We start from the raw sequence: 15,113 nt of genomic DNA, 5'->3' as shown, positions 1-15,113 counted from the left end.
ATGAATGTGGGCAGCTTGCTTAAACTTTTTGTAAAATTCTCGATCGGGAACTGGCTGGCAGCGGGCATTGCATTTTTGTCTACACCACTGATATCTGCATTAATTGTTCCCGACGAGTTTGGCAAAGCTTCCATGTTTACCTTAGCGTTTAACTTTCTGATCCAGATAGTAACGCTCGGTGTAGACCAGTCGTACGTTCGGCGATTTTACGACAAGAGTTATCGTGATAAACCACATGAACTTCTTTGGAACGTACTCACGCCCGTACTATTATGTTACGTCGTGGTCGCTGCCGGCGCACTGCTTTGCTGGCGGGAGATAAGCCGGTTCTTGATTAATACGGAGGAGTGGCATATTGTCGTGATACTGGCAATCACTTTATTTGTGGGTATTATTGAACGATTTGCCTCTTTGTATTTTCGGATGAGCAAGGCTGCGGGCATGTTTTCGGTGATAAAGGTAGCTGTAGCGATTACAAACGTACTCACGGTTTACATCTACTGTTTGCTCGCTGATCATAGTTTCTACGCGATACTATATGGCACAGGGGTATCCTTGCTGGTTGGCAGCATTATTGGACTGGCGTGGCAAAAGAAGATGTGGCTTACGAAAGCAGCAGTAGATTGGAGCAAGGTGCGGGGGCTCTTGGCTTTTGGCCTTCCCTTCGTGCCTGCGTTTATAGTAGGGTGGCTGTTCGAAGGGGTTGACAAACTGGCGTTAAAGAAATACACAGACTTCCACGAAATCGGGATATTTTCTGCCGGATACCGTATTGTTGCGATACTAACAATTTTGCAGGTCGGTTTTTCCAACTTTTGGACGCCCGTCGCCTACGAAGCATATGAAAGCCAATCTGCCGATAATACACGGTTATTCAGAAGGGCATTCAGTTGCATGAGCTTAATACTGTTTATCTGCGGATTGCTCACGATCGCTTTTAAAGATATTATCATTCTGTTTTTTGCCAGCGATTACCGCATTGCAGCCACGGTTATGCCTTTCCTCGTATTGATGCCAATTATGTATACACTTTCTGAGATAACCGTAGGGGCCATCAATTTTAAGAACAAGAGCTATCTCCACTTAATTATAACGAGTGTAGCAGCGGTTTCAAATATTTTATTAAACGTGTGGCTCGTCCCCGCATTCGGGGCCCAAGGAGCCGCGTTATCCACCGGCGTGTCATATATCCTGTTTTTCCTGACCAGGACTTACCTGAGCGAAAGACTACTGCAGGTCGGCTTTGATATGAAAACCACCCTCATTGCGCTGGTAGTGGTGATACTAAATGCCTATGTTGCAACTTTTGGTATATTTACAGCGCTGACCTTGTGGGCATGTCATGCAATAAGTATTGTTTTATTGCTGCTTTTATATAGAACACATTTTATATATCTGGTTGGTTGGATGAAAAATAAATTCTTAGGAGGCGCAGGGTCATGAAAATAGCCATAGTTACAAATCATAAGGATTCTTTTCCGTTCGTAGATGAACTATGCCGGGAGTTATATGCGCTTGGCTATGAGGTGGAAATATTGGATATGATCAACATGTACACTGTCCATATTCCCTCCGGGTCGAAAACGGAGCATACCAGGCTTAAATTTCTGAAAAAAATATTCGCGGTTCCGAAGGTCGGCACACTGCTGCGTGTATTTTTCTACAGGTATTACCTGTCGGGAATAAAAGTAAGGTACGGGCATATTGGCATACACTATGCACTGTCTTATTACAATTTTTTCCTTGAAGATTTCCGGAGACTGGCCCGTGGGCTGTCTGTCGTGATATGGGGATCAGACTTTTACCGTGCGGATAACGGTGTAAGGGAGCGGTTAAGGCCGCTTTTTGATGAAGTGGATGCCATTGCTATCACCAATCCGCAGATGATCACGCATTTCAACGAGTATTATGGAAGCTATGCCAATAAGATTCTATTGGTCGGGTTTGGTATCAAAAAGCTTGATACACTTAAAGAAATGAAGGCAAGGTTAACTGCAGATAACGCTAAAGTGGCGCTGGGCATGCCACCGGATAGGATCGTGATCACTTGCGGATATAATGCGCGCGAGGAACAGCAACATTTGTATATCATAAAGAACCTGGAAAAACTCCCGGCAAGTATTAAAGGAAGGATTTTTCTGGCATTTCCTTTTGGTTACGGTGGTTCAGCGGAATATAAAGCATCGATTGAGCAGGCGTTAAACGCAGGAACAATTGGTTTTAAAATATTTGATTACTTCCTTACGGATGAGGAAGTATGCTACATCAGGATCGCATCGGATGTAGTAATAAACGCACAAAAAACAGACGCGTTGTCCGCATCACTGCAGGAGCATATCTTTTGCGGGAGTATTTTGTTTGCCGGCAGTTGGTTGCCATACGACACCTTTCTTAATATCGGGGCCAAATTCTGGTATTTCGATGAAGATAAACTGGCGCAACTGCTTACGGACTGCTTTGAGAATTATGAAACATTTAAAAGCAGTGCAGCAGCAAACGCTGAAAAGATTTATAATTTGTCGAGTTGGGGTATTCGGCATTCTCAATGGCTTAACTTATATAAGGAAAAATGATCGCTATTGTCAATTACGGACTAGGAAATCTTGGCTCGATCAGGAATATGCTCAGCAGGATTCAGCATGAATCTGTTATTGTTGATACGCCGGAAGAACTGGAGAAAGCCTCCCGTATCATTCTTCCGGGGGTGGGCGCATTTGATTCCGGGATGAAACATCTTAATGAGCGGGGGTGGTTGCCCATCCTAAACCATAAGGCGCTGGTTGAAAAGGTTCCTGTTTTAGGTATTTGCCTTGGTATGCAATTGATGACCAAAGCGAGTGAAGAGGGTGAACTGAGTGGTCTCGGCTGGATAGATGCGCACGTTGTTCGCTTTCCTTCACAGCCCGGCCTCAAGATTCCGCACATGGGGTGGAATGCGGTAACGAAAGTGAAGGAATCTAAATTGTTAGAGGGAGCTTATACCGACCGCAGGTTTTACTTCGTTCACTCGTATTATGTGAAGCCGAACGATCCGGGGGATACATTGCTGGAGACTGCGTATGCAGGGCCTTTTGCTTCAGCGTTCGAGAAAGAGAACATTTTGGGCGTGCAATTTCATCCCGAGAAGAGCCATAAATTCGGAATGGAGTTGCTGAGGAATTTTATGACAAAATATTAAGCAAATGCTACGTGCAAGAATCATCCCGTGTCTGCTATTGAGAGAGGGAGGTTTAGTGAAAACACAAAAGTTCGATAAGGGGAGCTACGTGGGAGACCCGATAAATGCGGTGAAAATATTCAACGAAAAAGAAGTAGATGAACTTATTTTTCTCGATATAGATGCTTCCAAAAAGAACACCGACCCTGATTGGAGCATGCTCGAGGACTTGTCTACTGAGTGTTTTATGCCACTCTGCTACGGCGGCGGCATTAATTCTTTGCAGCATATAGAAAGGATACTCAGGATCGGGATCGAAAAGGTTGTTATTAATCATAAGGCGCTGGAAAGTGTACAGTTGGTTGAGCAGGCCAGTGCGAGATTCGGAAGTTCAACAATAGTTGGTGCGATTGATGTAAAGAAAAATATGTGGGGTAAACAACTGGTTTACGATCATGTTAAAGGAAAGGTGACAGGCACAGATGTGCTGGCGCACGCAAAACGCCTCGAAGACGCGGGTGTCGGGGAAATATTTTTGAATGTCGTTGACCGCGATGGCACCTATGCTGGTTATGATTTTGACTTGATCACCAGGGTGAGCGAACAGGTGAGCGTGCCATTGATCGCCTGCGGTGGCGCATCCACTGTGATGGATTTCAAAAAAGCAATAAAATCGGGGGCTTCTGCGGCAGCGGCGGGAAGCCTCTTTGTATACCAGGGGCCGCACCGCGCCGTTCTCATATCTTATCCCTCATCATCAGAATTAAACGAAATTAATAAGTAACTAGACTTATGCAAAATACACAACAGCAATGCACCAAATGCGTCATGGATACCACGGATCCTGATATCCGTTTTGATGCGCAGGGAGTATGTAATTATTGTTTGGAAGCTGCGATCGTTCTTCCCAAAATGAAGTTTACTGCCGAACAGGAGCAGGAGAATCTTGCGAAGATCAAGCAGATGGTGCATAGCGATGCTAATAAATATGATTGCGTGATCGGATTGAGCGGCGGTGTTGATAGCTCCTATGTGGCGTTGTTAGCGCATAAACTTGGTTTGAAAGCACTCTGTGTGCATTTCGATAATGGCTGGAACTCCGAGATTGCGGTATCGAATATCAAAAAAATTGTACAGAAGTGCAATTATGACCTGGCAACCTATGTTATTGACTGGCCGGAGTTCAAAGACTTGCAAAGATCTTTTTTCAAGGCGGGAGTGGTAGACATTGAAATGTTAACCGACCATGCTATCATGGCAACTATGTTTCAGCTTAGAAAAAAATATAAGCTGAAATATATTTTGTCTGGAAGTAACTATGTAACGGAGCACGGGATGCCGTTGAAATGGATTTGGAGGAAGCAGGATTTAACGAATATCAGGGATATTCAAAGTAAGTTCGGAACAAAGAAGATTAAAAACTTCCCGACGATGAACTCTGTGAAGTTTCAATTGAGTAAGTTATTTGGTTTGGGCGGTACTTACATTGAGATCCTGAACGGTGTGAATTACAGTAAGGTAGATGCCATGGAAGCGCTGAAAAGAGAGTTTGGCTGGGAATACTACGGTGGAAAACACTATGAGTCTGTATTTACGAAGTTTTACCAGGCTTATATCTTGCCCACGAAATTCAAGTTCGATAAGCGTAAAGTGCACTTATCTGCCCAGATCCGCAATGGTGAGATCACCCGCGACGAGGCTCTGCAAGAATTAGCAAAAGATATTTACGATCCGATACAGTTGAAGAACGACAGGCAATACGTACTCAAGAAACTCGGTTTTTCCGAGGAAGAGTTCGGGGCCATGATGGCGGCGCCTCCGAAGCAACATCTTGATTACGCATCGGACGAATGGATTTTCAATATCTGGAGAAAGCTGAAAGGCAAAAAAAACGCGTAATGATGTCACCAGTTAACAGCGTGTTGTTTTTGTCCGGAGATGATTTTAAGGCTAAGTCGATCCAGGTTATCAGAAAAACGCCGGAGGCATATGTAAAGGCGGGGTGGAAGGTGATTTACATAGTGGCCAGGGATAGCTCTAACAAAGGGAATTACTACTATGAAGACCCGATCGTTCCGGAAGGAGTAGATGTTCGGCGATTCGAGATTCCCGGCACCAATTTGCTTAACAAGCTTAATAACAAAGTGCTCGTAGCAGTCTTAGTGCGCCTGCGCCGTTACCTTGCGATCATCATGCTTTTTCTAAAAGGCCGAAGATATCTCGCCGGTAATAAGGTGGACGTGCTTTATGGTTACGAGATGCCAGGTTTTTTGGCAGCAAGGTTGTTAAAAGTATTCCGGTTATCTGGTAAGTCACGTGTAATTGCTCGCTTCCAGGGCGTTGTTTTTGTCAGGGAATGGCTGCGAAGAGGATACTGGCAACGTAAGGTAACAAACGCGGAAACCTTTTACGGGTTAAGAACAAGTTCGGACCTGTGTATCATGACCAACGACGGTACAGAGGGAGATTGGGTGTTACGCCAGTTATCTTCCAAACATCTGAATAACCTCAGGTTCCTGGTGAACGGCGTGGACCAAACGCCCGCTGACCCCGCTAAAAGCCTGGAATACAGGAAGTCGCTGGGGTTAGATGCCGTGGCCCATGTATGGATATCTGTCAGCCGGTTGGATGATCATAAGCGTGTTGACCGGTGTTTACGAACTTTTGCACATGCCACCATGCAATTAGGACTTATTGACGCGCACTACGTGATTGTAGGGGAAGGTGCTAAGCGGACGGAATTTGAAATGTTGGCCGAATCTTTGGGAATAAGCTCGAGCGTTACTTTTTTAGGTGCCGTTAACCAATCAGAGGTTAAACACATTCTTGGTGCTGCGGACGTATTCATTTCTATGTATGAAGGGTCGAATGTAGGAAACCCGCTTATTGAGGCCATCCAGGCAAACAAGCTGATCGTGACGTTAAATAATGGCGGTACAGGCAATTGGATACAACACAATTACAACGGGCTTATATATGATATAGATGATGCCAAAGACCTGCAGCAAACTGAGGTCGAAACCATTGCAGTCGATGTGGTAGCCGTATTAAAAAACGAAAGTGAGCAGGTAAGGTTAAAAGCTAATCTCGAAACAACCCGGTCAGAAAAAATATGGAGCTGGGAAGACCGGTTCAAAGCTGAGTTAAGTGCAGTTGAGAAACTCTTGCACATATAAGAATAAATATGCTGATTTTTGCTTTTCTATATGTCTTGTTTCTGATATTCTTATCTGTCAGGAAGTTTGGCGTTCTGATGAACCCATTCTTCTTCGAGGCGCACTTCCCATTGCTTTTTCTGATCGTTCCGCAACTTATTATGGTGGGCGTATTCCCCGAATCTGAAGATAATGTGAAGTCAGACTGGGTTATCATTGCCTATGTGACAGCATTGTTTGCGGGTACGATGACGAATCTGAAATCTTTTTCACTGGCGTCTATTAATAGTCCCTCGCGTGTGGCCGGAGTAGATCTGGCGACGGCAGGTGTATTTATTGCTCCCACGTTACCAATTCTGTTCGCATGCGGACTTACCCTGGGAGGCATCAGATGTTATTATGAGACTGTGGTGTTCAGTCAATTCGCTTCGTTATATGACTTGGGCAAAACGTTTCTTTTCCTCAGTATCATGCTATTGCTTGCTCATAAGCGGAAATTTACCCCTTTTACGATCGGGTTGATGTTCTTGCTAGTGTTTTCGGGTAACAAGTTCGCAATTTTCAACCTCCTGTTATTTTTTGCCATTTTCTTCGAGGAATATAGAGGGATAAAGTTTCAGAAGATGTTGATATGGGCAGTGCCGATCTTTTTGTTATTTATCGGCTACCATTTCATGCAGTCCCGCACCTATTTCGAAAACCCTTTTCTGGCCGCTATCCGTTACTTCGATATCTATGAGAAGCAGTCTTTTCTGCTGGACGAATTGTCGAAGCCAAGAGCTGAGCTTTATCATGGGGAAATTTACGTTTCCTCATGGTACAAGTACATTCCCCGGTTGGTGTGGCCGGGCAAACCGGTCGCATTCGGATTTGCCATTCTGAACTATGATTTCTTACCGGATGAGGCAGCCGCGAATTATATGCCTTCATTTGGATTAGGTACAATCTATGCGGATTTCGGTTTTTATAGTGTCATTATCATAGGATTTTTTACAGGATTTCTCAGAAAATACACTTACCAGATTTTTCTGAAATCGGGTAAGAACAACGCCTCGCTTATTCTTTACTACTTCGGCATTGCACCATTAACAGTTATCTACCTGGCTATACAATATTTAGTTAGTTTCTGTTTTAAACCCAAAGCAAATCATGACGTTGTACATTAACTTACTAAATTTTAGCTCACGTCAAATTGCTGGTGCGGGGTATTTCATGAAGCGTTTATTTGAACAAATAAATTACGAGGAACGCCTGTTCCCGAAATTTGATGAAGTTCACATATTTTGCAACGATCAGCTGGATGTAAGAACTGTTTTTTCTATTCCAGACGATAAGAGGATTATCCTCAGGCCCGTGAAGAAGATGAATAGCTTTCTGATGCGCATATTGTATGAGCAATTGGTTATGCCGTTTTTATTTGTCGGGAAAAAGGGCTCCTATTATGCGCCGACGCCCGTGATGCCTTTGTTGGCGGTGGTCATCGGAAGAAAGGTGAAGTACGTATGTACTGTACACGACATGATCCCTTTCTTCATCCGGGAGAAATACGGTCGGTTAAGGGGAATATATGTACGGGCTATATCAAAGTGGGCGTCGCGGCTTTCAGATATGGTAATCACAGTTTCGGAGCATTCGAAAAAGGATATATTGTTTCTCACCGGCATCCCTTCAAAAAAGGTTAAGGTAGTGTACAATTTTTTACCCGCTACTCGTTTTCAGGCGGAGCAATCATGCCTCCCAACGCTTGTTACGATCTGCACGATTGAGCCCGGGAAAAACCTAGAAAACTCAATGAAAGGCTTCAAACGGCTTATAGAAAAATATAACCTGCCCCATTTCAGGTATATCATTATAGGTAAAAAGGGCTGGAATTATGACGGTATCTTTGCCGCGGCCGAAAAGCTGTCCATGAATGACAAGATAGTTTTTACAGATTATCTGCCTGATCCAGAAAAGGAACGGTTCATCAAGGAGTGCTCCGGAATTGTATACCTGAGTAAGTATGAAGGTTTCGGGATCCCGCCGCTGGAGGGGATGTATTTCAGCAAACCATCCATCGTAGCCAATAGCTCCTCGTTGCCGGAAGTCGTTGGCCAGGCTGGCGTCATTTGTGAAAACGTTGATAGTCCGGATGCTATCGCCGACGGTATGTACGAGCTGATTACAAACAGGGAGCGATATATTGCCCACATTCCCGATCAGCTCTCAAAATTCAGTCCGCTGGAGCAAGAGATTAAATTCGTAGATGTTTTGACCGTTAACAACTTATAACAATCAGTATGAAGTTCTCAGTTTTGATACCGGTGTACCATAAGGAAAACCCCGCTTTTTTTCTTCAGCAGTTGATTCAATGCTTTTCCAGACGGTACTTCCAGAGGAAATACTGATCGTTGCAGATGGGCCGTTGACCGACCAGCTTGATGAAGTCATAGAAAAATATACTACTGAACACGAAAGGCTTTTCACGGTTGTCAGGTTAGAACGGAATATGGGAATGGGTGTAGCCATGGATACCGGGTTGCGCGCATGCCGTAACGAGTGGGTGGCCCGGATGGATTCCGATGATCTGGCTATACCGGAGCGGTTTGAAAAGCAGGTGAAATTCCTGCAGGACCATCCGAAGGTAGATATTTTAGGGGCGTTTATCAGCGAATTTGGGGCAGAACCGGGCGATATAGGAAGGGAGCGCCGGGTGCCAGAGTACCATCAGGATATTTGCCGGTATATGAAGAAGAGGAATCCAATGAACCACATGACTGTTTTTTTTAGAAAGAAAGTGGCATTGGCTGCAGGAAGTTACTGGCATAACCGTATGTTGGAAGACTATCATCTGTGGTACAAAATGATGAAAGCCGGTGCTATACTACATAATATACAGGAGGTTTTAGTACATGCCCGTATCGGCAACGATATGGTGGGACGCCGGCGTGGAATGGCCTATATACGGAAGGATATCGAGTTTTTCCGCTTAATGCGAAACGAAGGCTTTCTGAGCGCAACAGAGTTTTACAAAAATGCCGTAAGCAGAGCCCTAGTCAGGATGCTTCCCAAAGGACTTCTGCAAGTCATATATAAAACAGTGCTGAGAAAGTAGTGGGCTTAATAGCGCTGATTGATGTTATGTTGATATATTTGAGCTTATATTAAAATTGAATTATGAAGATTACTATCATCGGGGGATCCGGCTTTATCGGAACAGCTTTGATAAGGAGATTGATGACTTCAAAACACGAAGTAACAAACATTGACAAGGCGCAGTCCCGGACGGTGCCCGAAATTACGCTCCTGGCGAATGTATGTTCACGAGAAGAGCTTACAAAGGCAATGGTAGCCAGCGATGTTGTGGTACTATTAGCTGCGGAACATCGCGACGACGTAACGCCGACTAGACTTTATTACGATGTAAATGTCGAAGGCACGCAAAATGTGCTGGATGTGATGGATAGTTTAGGGATATCCAACATCGTGTTTACCAGTACCGTGGCTATCTACGGTCTGAATAAGACCAACCCGAACGAGAGCATGCCGGCAGATCCGTTTAACCATTACGGAAAAAGCAAATGGCAGGCAGAAGAAGTATTAAGAGCCTGGGCACAAAAAGACCCGGAGAAAAAAGCCTTCGGATCATACGTCCGACCGTAGTATTCGGGGAGGGAAATAAAGGAAACGTATATAACCTTCTTCAGCAGATAGTTTCCAACAAATTCATGATGATTGGAAGTGGCGAAAACAAAAAGTCTATGGCCTATGTTGAAAACATTGTCGCATTCATGGAGAAATTGTTGGTTGAAGTAAGACCAGGCTACGAGCTGTATAATTATGCAGACAAACCTGACTTGTCTACCAAAGAGCTGGTTGACGTTGTGTATGGCCAGCTGGGTAAAAAAGGGAAAGTATTGAAAGTTCCCTATTTCGTTGGCTATTGCGGGGGGCTTGCATTTGATATTTTATCAAAGGTAAGCGGTAAGAAGTATGCCATTAGCAGCATCCGTGTAAAGAAATTCTGTGCAACCACGCAATTTGATGCCGGTAAGGTAAAGAGCACAGGATTTATAACACCTTATAGTTTAGAAGAGGGCCTGCGGCGAACGATTTCGTCCATCCGCCAGAGCACGAATTAATTATAACGTGCATGATACATGTAGTCCGAGTGCAGGTTCGTTAAATCCAATATTATGAAGTCATTCTTTTTGACAGCGGCTGTTTTGTTGATAGTAGTGTCTGGCTTTGCTCAGGGCACACTGCCGTCTATCAGTATGTATAATTACAGAGATATCCGCGCACTTTACCTGGATTCTGTCAACCGGCATACGTCTTTGGGCAATATTTTACGGGAAGATACATTAACCGAACGTTCGGAGAGAAAATGGTTGTACCGGAAGCTTTTCCTGGAGCATTTGGTAGAGATAAGGCAGGATGACTTCAATGTGTTTGCTGATTTGATTGGCGATTTCAATGTGGGCAGAAGTAATGCGGGGAACGGTAAGACGGTATGGACGAACACGAGAGGTGCCCACGTACAGGGGAACATCGGTCGTAAGTTTTATTTTGAAAGCTCTTTTTATGAGAACCAGGCGAAAATGCCTGCCTACATTGACAGCTTTTGGTTGAAACACCGCGTTATACCAGGGCAGGGTGAGCCTAAGGGAGGCGATGGGAAATATTACGACTACGCTTACGTAAATGCATTAATGCAGTATTCGCCAAGTAGACACCTGGATTTAACATTAGGTTATGGAACTAATTTTATTGGAGATGGCTATCGTTCAATGATACTCTCTGATATCAATTTTAGCTATCCATATCTGAAAGTAACGGCAAACCTAGGAAATGTGCAGTATACGTCGATGTGGGCGCAGTTTATGGATTTGAAGAGTCTTACATTCGGACAAGCTTATGAAGACATTGGCTATCTCAAAAAGTGGGGCGTTTTTCATTATCTCGACTGGAACGTTAATAAGAGACTCTCCATCGGCCTGTTCGATGCCGTAATTTGGCCGGATGCCGATTCTGCGGGCCGTAAACGAGGATTTGACTGGTCATATATTAATCCCGTAATTTTCTTACGGCCTGCCGAGCACTCGGTAGGATCATCCGATAATGCAATGATGGGCATGACCGCGAAATACAAATTGTGGCCAAAGGTAACAGCTTATGGACAAGTTGTCCTTGACGAGTTTCGGATTAAGGAGATGTTCAATGGTGAAGGATGGTGGGGCAATAAGTGGGCAACCCAACTGGGTCTCAAAGCTTTCGACCTCTTCAAGGTCGATGGTTTAGACTTACAGGGAGAATTTAATGCTGCCCGTCCATACACTTATTCATTCCGTAACACCCAAGGCAACTATGCTCACTATAACCAATCATTGGCCCATCCTCTTGGTGCTAATTTTAATGAGTTTATAGGTATCGCATCTTATGGACATAAGCGTTGGTTTGCCCGTGCCCAGGTCAATTATTCCAACTATGGGCTCGATCGAAATAATGATGTTAGTTATGGACAGGATATTTTCAAATCTTATGAACTGAGATTGTCCGAATACGGCAACACGATTGGCCAGGGGCTCAAAACTGACCTGATTTACGCCACCGGGTCGCTGGCGTATGTGCTCAATCCAAAGTATAACCTCCGCCTGGAAGCTTCATTAACGCACCGCCAGGAAACGAACAGTTTGTTTATCAACAAGGAGCTCATCTTCCAGTTCGGGCTCCGCACGACCTTCAGGCAATTCTACTACGACTTTTAAGATATAGAAGTCCGCCCCAAACGGGCGGACTTTTTTTATGCAGCCACGATGCAGTCGCATTAACACGAATGTGTCATCTCCGTTACCTGCCTCATCCGCTAGGTTGCCCGTTAATCCGCAGTGCCCCTAAAATAGCTACCCAAAATAATCCCCCAAAAGAGGTGTTCACCTGACACTAAATTTTAGTAACTTTAAAATATCGAGGCACATTTACGTTACGAGCATTATTATTTTTAAACCGAGAGCTATGTACAACTTTGTAAGTCATCTTTTAGCCATGACTACAGTTACGGCATTCTTTGCCGCGTTCCGCTGGCTCACTACCAGCCGGAGAGAAGGCTAAACAGTGAAACAAAAACAAGATTATTTAACTTCCTAACCAACTGTCAGCAACTTACCGGCACCAACCGGAGATTCCATTCTGAAACGTGACGTTCCGTCGCAAAAACGGCATATCCGACGCACCCGCCCATAACGCCAGCGAGCTTGCCAGCCCGGCTTTATGAAACGTGCTGAGGAAAGCGCATAAGCACCGGACCATTCGCATCGGCTCCCGGAATCGATCCCGCCGATGCACGCAAACCGCCCTCACCGGCGTAAAATCTGTTCAGGCCCTTAATCCAACGCGATGGTACCCTGCAAGCTTGCCAGCTGGGGGCCACGAAGTTCGGCTTAGGCCAAAACAAAAGCCCCGGCGTTTGCCGGGGCTTTATATCTACTAATCAGGGGAGACAAACAAAAGAAACCGCATATGGATAAAGGCCGGGCCCACCGTTCCGCATCAAACGGAACTGCAATGTGCATCCCCCTTTACCCTCCACGGCTTGTCAATATCACCTGGGGAGTATACACGTGTTTAATTTGTAAAGTCGATATATTAAAAGAGAAATTTAAGTCAGCATTGTGTCTGCAAGTCCTGTAATAGCTGTGCCTGGTCGTCCGGATAGTTCTTTTTCTATTATGAATATACGATATAATATTTGAATTTCTTATAAGTGAAGGCCGGTTTTTATGTTAATAAACTGCCAAATACATGAGCCCGTATCTCCTGTTACTGCTTTTTCCCGGATATGTGTAACTTCGCCGAATGCATTATGTTACTGTAGAAGGACTCACCAAGTCCTACGGAGAAGCGCCTCTATTCGAAGACATTTCTTTCCATATTGAAGAAGGTGATAAGATTGCCCTCGTAGCCCTTAACGGAACGGGCAAATCCACGTTGCTACGCATCCTGTGCGGTAAAGAAGTGCCCGATGCAGGCAAGGTGTGGATACATAAGGACGTAACAGTCGTAATGCTCGAACAAAACCATGGCTTTGACCTTAAAAAATCGGTGCTCGAAAACATATTCGATCACAGTCACCCGATCCTTAACGCCATCCGCGAATACGAACTGCTTACCGATGAAGGCGCCGAACCCGATCCGGACGCGCTGACGGCCGCTATCGCCAAAATGGACGAAATGGGCGCCTGGCACTTCGATTCCAAGGTGAAACAGATCCTCGGCAAACTGAATATTCATCACCTCGACCAGGAAATCGGTACGCTTTCCGGTGGGCAGCAAAAACGCGTAGCACTGGCAAAGGTGTTGATAGACATCGGTTTCGAACATAAACATACGCTGCTGATCATGGACGAGCCCACGAACCACCTGGACGTGAGCATGATCGAGTGGCTGGAAAACTACCTCGACCAGGAAAATGTGACGCTGCTGCTCGTTACCCACGACCGCTACTTCCTCGACAGCGTTTGTAACGAAATCATGGAGCTGGATAACCGCCAGCTGTATATCTATAAAGGCAATTACGAAAACTATCTCGAAAAAAAGGCCGCCCGCGAAGAGTCGGAAAAGGCCAGTGTTGAAAAGGCGCGTAATACCTACCGTAAGGAGCTGGAATGGATGCGTAAGCAACCCAAGGCCCGTACCACCAAGTCTAAATCGCGCCAGGACGCTTTCTACGAAGTGAAAGAGCGTGCTACGGCCCGCCTGGAGTCGCAGCAGCTGGAGCTGAATGTGAAAATGAGCCGCCTGGGTGGTAAGATCATCGAATTGAAAAAGGTGTACAAGGCCTATGGTGAAAAGGTGATCCTGAAAGGCTTCGACTACACGTTTAAGAAGGGCGAACGTATAGGCGTTGTCGGTAAAAACGGCGCGGGTAAATCAACGTTCCTCAATATCCTGATGGGCCATGAACAGGCCGATTCGGGCAAGGTGAATGTGGGCGATACGATCATTTTTGGTAACTACTCGCAGGAAGGTCTCAAGATAAAAGAAGACATGCGGGTGATCGAGTTCGTTAAAAACATTGCTGAAAACTTTCCGCTGGCAGATGGCTCTAAGGTAAGCGCCGCGCAGTTCCTGCAGCTGTTCCTGTTCCCGCCGGAAAAACAATACACTTATATTTCGCGGTTAAGCGGTGGTGAAAAACGCCGCCTGCACCTGCTTTCCATATTATTCCGCAACCCAAATTTCCTGGTGCTCGACGAACCGACGAACGACCTGGACCTGCCCACGCTCAGCATCCTGGAAGACTTCCTGCTGACGTACCAGGGTTGCATCCTCATCGTGAGCCACGACCGTTACTTCATGGACAAACTGGTGGACCACCTCTTTGTATTCGAAGGCGAGGGCGAAGTGCGCGACTATCCGGGCAACTACACCCAGTACCGTGAGTGGGAAAAGGACCAGGAAAAGCCAGAGCCGAAGAAAGAAGAACGTCCTGTCGAAACACCGGCGGCCGCTCCCCAGGCAGCAGCCGAACCGAAAAAGAAAATGTCTTTTAAGGAGAAGCGCGAAATGGAACTGCTCGAAAAAGACATGGAGGCGCTGGAAGCCGAAAAGAAGCAACTGGACGAGCAACTGGCCTCCGGCTCCCTCAGCTACGAACAGCTGCAGGCAGCTGCACAGCGCATCGGCGTGGTAATGGAGCAACTGGATGAAAAAGGCCTGCGCTGGCTGGAGCTGAGCGAAATGGCGTAGATTCTTCGTCATCATATGTTTGCAAGTGCGGAGATTGGAGCGGAAGTTTGCTTGATTTCATTCGCAATGACGGC

The 15,113-nt window shown here is 45.5% G+C and carries 13 protein-coding genes and 1 pseudogene; all 14 read left to right on the top strand.

Going from position 1 to position 15,113, the window contains the following annotated elements; all coding sequences use genetic code 11:
• The 14 genes and pseudogenes from MKQ68_RS20295 to MKQ68_RS20240 all read left to right on the top strand — a co-directional run bounded on the left by MKQ68_RS20295 (position 1) and on the right by MKQ68_RS20240 (position 15,039).
• A complete protein-coding gene (locus tag MKQ68_RS20295) occupies positions 1-1,443 on the top strand; it encodes a lipopolysaccharide biosynthesis protein (RefSeq protein ID WP_244844777.1) in 1,443 nt (480 codons plus the stop codon).
• Positions 1,444-1,883: 440 nt separating this feature from the next.
• Entirely contained in the window at positions 1,884-2,573 is a 690-nt protein-coding gene (locus tag MKQ68_RS20290; RefSeq protein WP_264280693.1) for a hypothetical protein, read from the top strand.
• A complete protein-coding gene (gene hisH, locus MKQ68_RS20285; RefSeq protein WP_264280692.1) occupies positions 2,570-3,178 on the top strand; it encodes an imidazole glycerol phosphate synthase subunit HisH in 609 nt (202 codons plus the stop codon). The genes MKQ68_RS20290 and hisH overlap by 4 nt, the downstream gene beginning before the upstream one ends.
• A gap of 4 nt (positions 3,179-3,182) precedes the next feature.
• Positions 3,183-3,941: an AglZ/HisF2 family acetamidino modification protein gene (locus MKQ68_RS20280; RefSeq protein WP_264280691.1), complete on the top strand. Its 759-nt coding sequence runs from the start codon at positions 3,183-3,185 to the stop codon at positions 3,939-3,941.
• An 8-nt stretch (positions 3,942-3,949) separates the two neighbouring features.
• Complete coding sequence (locus MKQ68_RS20275) at positions 3,950-5,056, top strand: N-acetyl sugar amidotransferase (RefSeq protein WP_264280690.1); 1,107 nt, start codon at positions 3,950-3,952, stop codon at positions 5,054-5,056.
• Positions 5,056-6,333: a glycosyltransferase family 4 protein gene (locus tag MKQ68_RS20270; RefSeq protein WP_264280689.1), complete on the top strand. Its 1,278-nt coding sequence runs from the start codon at positions 5,056-5,058 to the stop codon at positions 6,331-6,333. Before MKQ68_RS20275 ends, MKQ68_RS20270 begins: the two co-directional genes overlap by 1 nt.
• Before the next feature lie 8 nt (positions 6,334-6,341).
• Complete coding sequence (locus MKQ68_RS20265; protein WP_264280688.1) at positions 6,342-7,478, top strand: hypothetical protein; 1,137 nt, start codon at positions 6,342-6,344, stop codon at positions 7,476-7,478.
• The gene (locus MKQ68_RS20260; RefSeq protein WP_264280687.1) at positions 7,462-8,583 is read left to right on the top strand and encodes a glycosyltransferase family 4 protein; all 1,122 of its coding nucleotides are present in this window, start codon (positions 7,462-7,464) and stop codon (positions 8,581-8,583) included. Before MKQ68_RS20265 ends, MKQ68_RS20260 begins: the two co-directional genes overlap by 17 nt.
• Before the next feature lie 79 nt (positions 8,584-8,662).
• Complete coding sequence (locus tag MKQ68_RS20255; RefSeq protein ID WP_244844758.1) at positions 8,663-9,406, top strand: glycosyltransferase; 744 nt, start codon at positions 8,663-8,665, stop codon at positions 9,404-9,406.
• A gap of 62 nt (positions 9,407-9,468) precedes the next feature.
• Positions 9,469-9,954, top strand: a complete 486-nt coding sequence (locus MKQ68_RS25805) for an NAD-dependent epimerase/dehydratase family protein (RefSeq protein ID WP_285892320.1) — start codon at positions 9,469-9,471, stop codon at positions 9,952-9,954.
• Positions 9,900-10,019 (top strand): annotated as a pseudogene (locus MKQ68_RS25980) (hypothetical protein); the annotation flags it as partial. The gene MKQ68_RS25805 and the pseudogene MKQ68_RS25980, both read left to right, overlap by 55 nt.
• A 33-nt stretch (positions 10,020-10,052) precedes the next feature.
• Positions 10,053-10,433, top strand: a complete 381-nt coding sequence (locus MKQ68_RS25800; RefSeq protein WP_285892319.1) for a Rossmann-fold NAD(P)-binding domain-containing protein — start codon at positions 10,053-10,055, stop codon at positions 10,431-10,433.
• A gap of 54 nt (positions 10,434-10,487) precedes the next feature.
• On the top strand, positions 10,488-12,059 hold the full coding sequence (locus MKQ68_RS20245; protein ID WP_264280686.1) for a hypothetical protein: 1,572 nt from the start codon (positions 10,488-10,490) through the stop codon (positions 12,057-12,059).
• A 1,087-nt stretch (positions 12,060-13,146) separates the two neighbouring features.
• Positions 13,147-15,039, top strand: a complete 1,893-nt coding sequence (locus tag MKQ68_RS20240) for an ABC-F family ATP-binding cassette domain-containing protein (protein ID WP_264280685.1) — start codon at positions 13,147-13,149, stop codon at positions 15,037-15,039.
• The last annotated feature ends 74 nt before the right edge of the window (positions 15,040-15,113 follow it).

The organism is Chitinophaga horti, from assembly GCF_022867795.2.
In the GTDB taxonomy this organism is placed as follows: domain Bacteria; phylum Bacteroidota; class Bacteroidia; order Chitinophagales; family Chitinophagaceae; genus Chitinophaga; species Chitinophaga horti.
The sequence above is the reverse complement of the archived record's forward strand: the minus strand, read 5'-3'. Positions and strand labels throughout refer to the sequence as shown.

Bases quoted from the DNA above. Each gene is read 5' to 3' on its own strand.
- MKQ68_RS20295 (WP_244844777.1), top strand. From the start codon at position 1: ATGAATGTGGGCAGCTTGCTTAAACTTTTTGTAAAATTCTCGATCGGG.
- MKQ68_RS20290 (WP_264280693.1), top strand. From the start codon at position 1,884: ATGATCACGCATTTCAACGAGTATTATGGAAGCTATGCCAATAAGATT.
- hisH (WP_264280692.1), top strand. From the start codon at position 2,570: ATGATCGCTATTGTCAATTACGGACTAGGAAATCTTGGCTCGATCAGG.
- MKQ68_RS20280 (WP_264280691.1), top strand. From the start codon at position 3,183: ATGCTACGTGCAAGAATCATCCCGTGTCTGCTATTGAGAGAGGGAGGT.
- MKQ68_RS20275 (WP_264280690.1), top strand. From the start codon at position 3,950: ATGCAAAATACACAACAGCAATGCACCAAATGCGTCATGGATACCACG.
- MKQ68_RS20270 (WP_264280689.1), top strand. From the start codon at position 5,056: ATGATGTCACCAGTTAACAGCGTGTTGTTTTTGTCCGGAGATGATTTT.
- MKQ68_RS20265 (WP_264280688.1), top strand. From the start codon at position 6,342: ATGCTGATTTTTGCTTTTCTATATGTCTTGTTTCTGATATTCTTATCT.
- MKQ68_RS20260 (WP_264280687.1), top strand. From the start codon at position 7,462: ATGACGTTGTACATTAACTTACTAAATTTTAGCTCACGTCAAATTGCT.
- MKQ68_RS20255 (WP_244844758.1), top strand. From the start codon at position 8,663: ATGCTTTTCCAGACGGTACTTCCAGAGGAAATACTGATCGTTGCAGAT.
- MKQ68_RS25805 (WP_285892320.1), top strand. From the start codon at position 9,469: ATGAAGATTACTATCATCGGGGGATCCGGCTTTATCGGAACAGCTTTG.
- MKQ68_RS25800 (WP_285892319.1), top strand. From the start codon at position 10,053: ATGGCCTATGTTGAAAACATTGTCGCATTCATGGAGAAATTGTTGGTT.
- MKQ68_RS20245 (WP_264280686.1), top strand. From the start codon at position 10,488: ATGAAGTCATTCTTTTTGACAGCGGCTGTTTTGTTGATAGTAGTGTCT.
- MKQ68_RS20240 (WP_264280685.1), top strand. From the start codon at position 13,147: ATGCATTATGTTACTGTAGAAGGACTCACCAAGTCCTACGGAGAAGCG.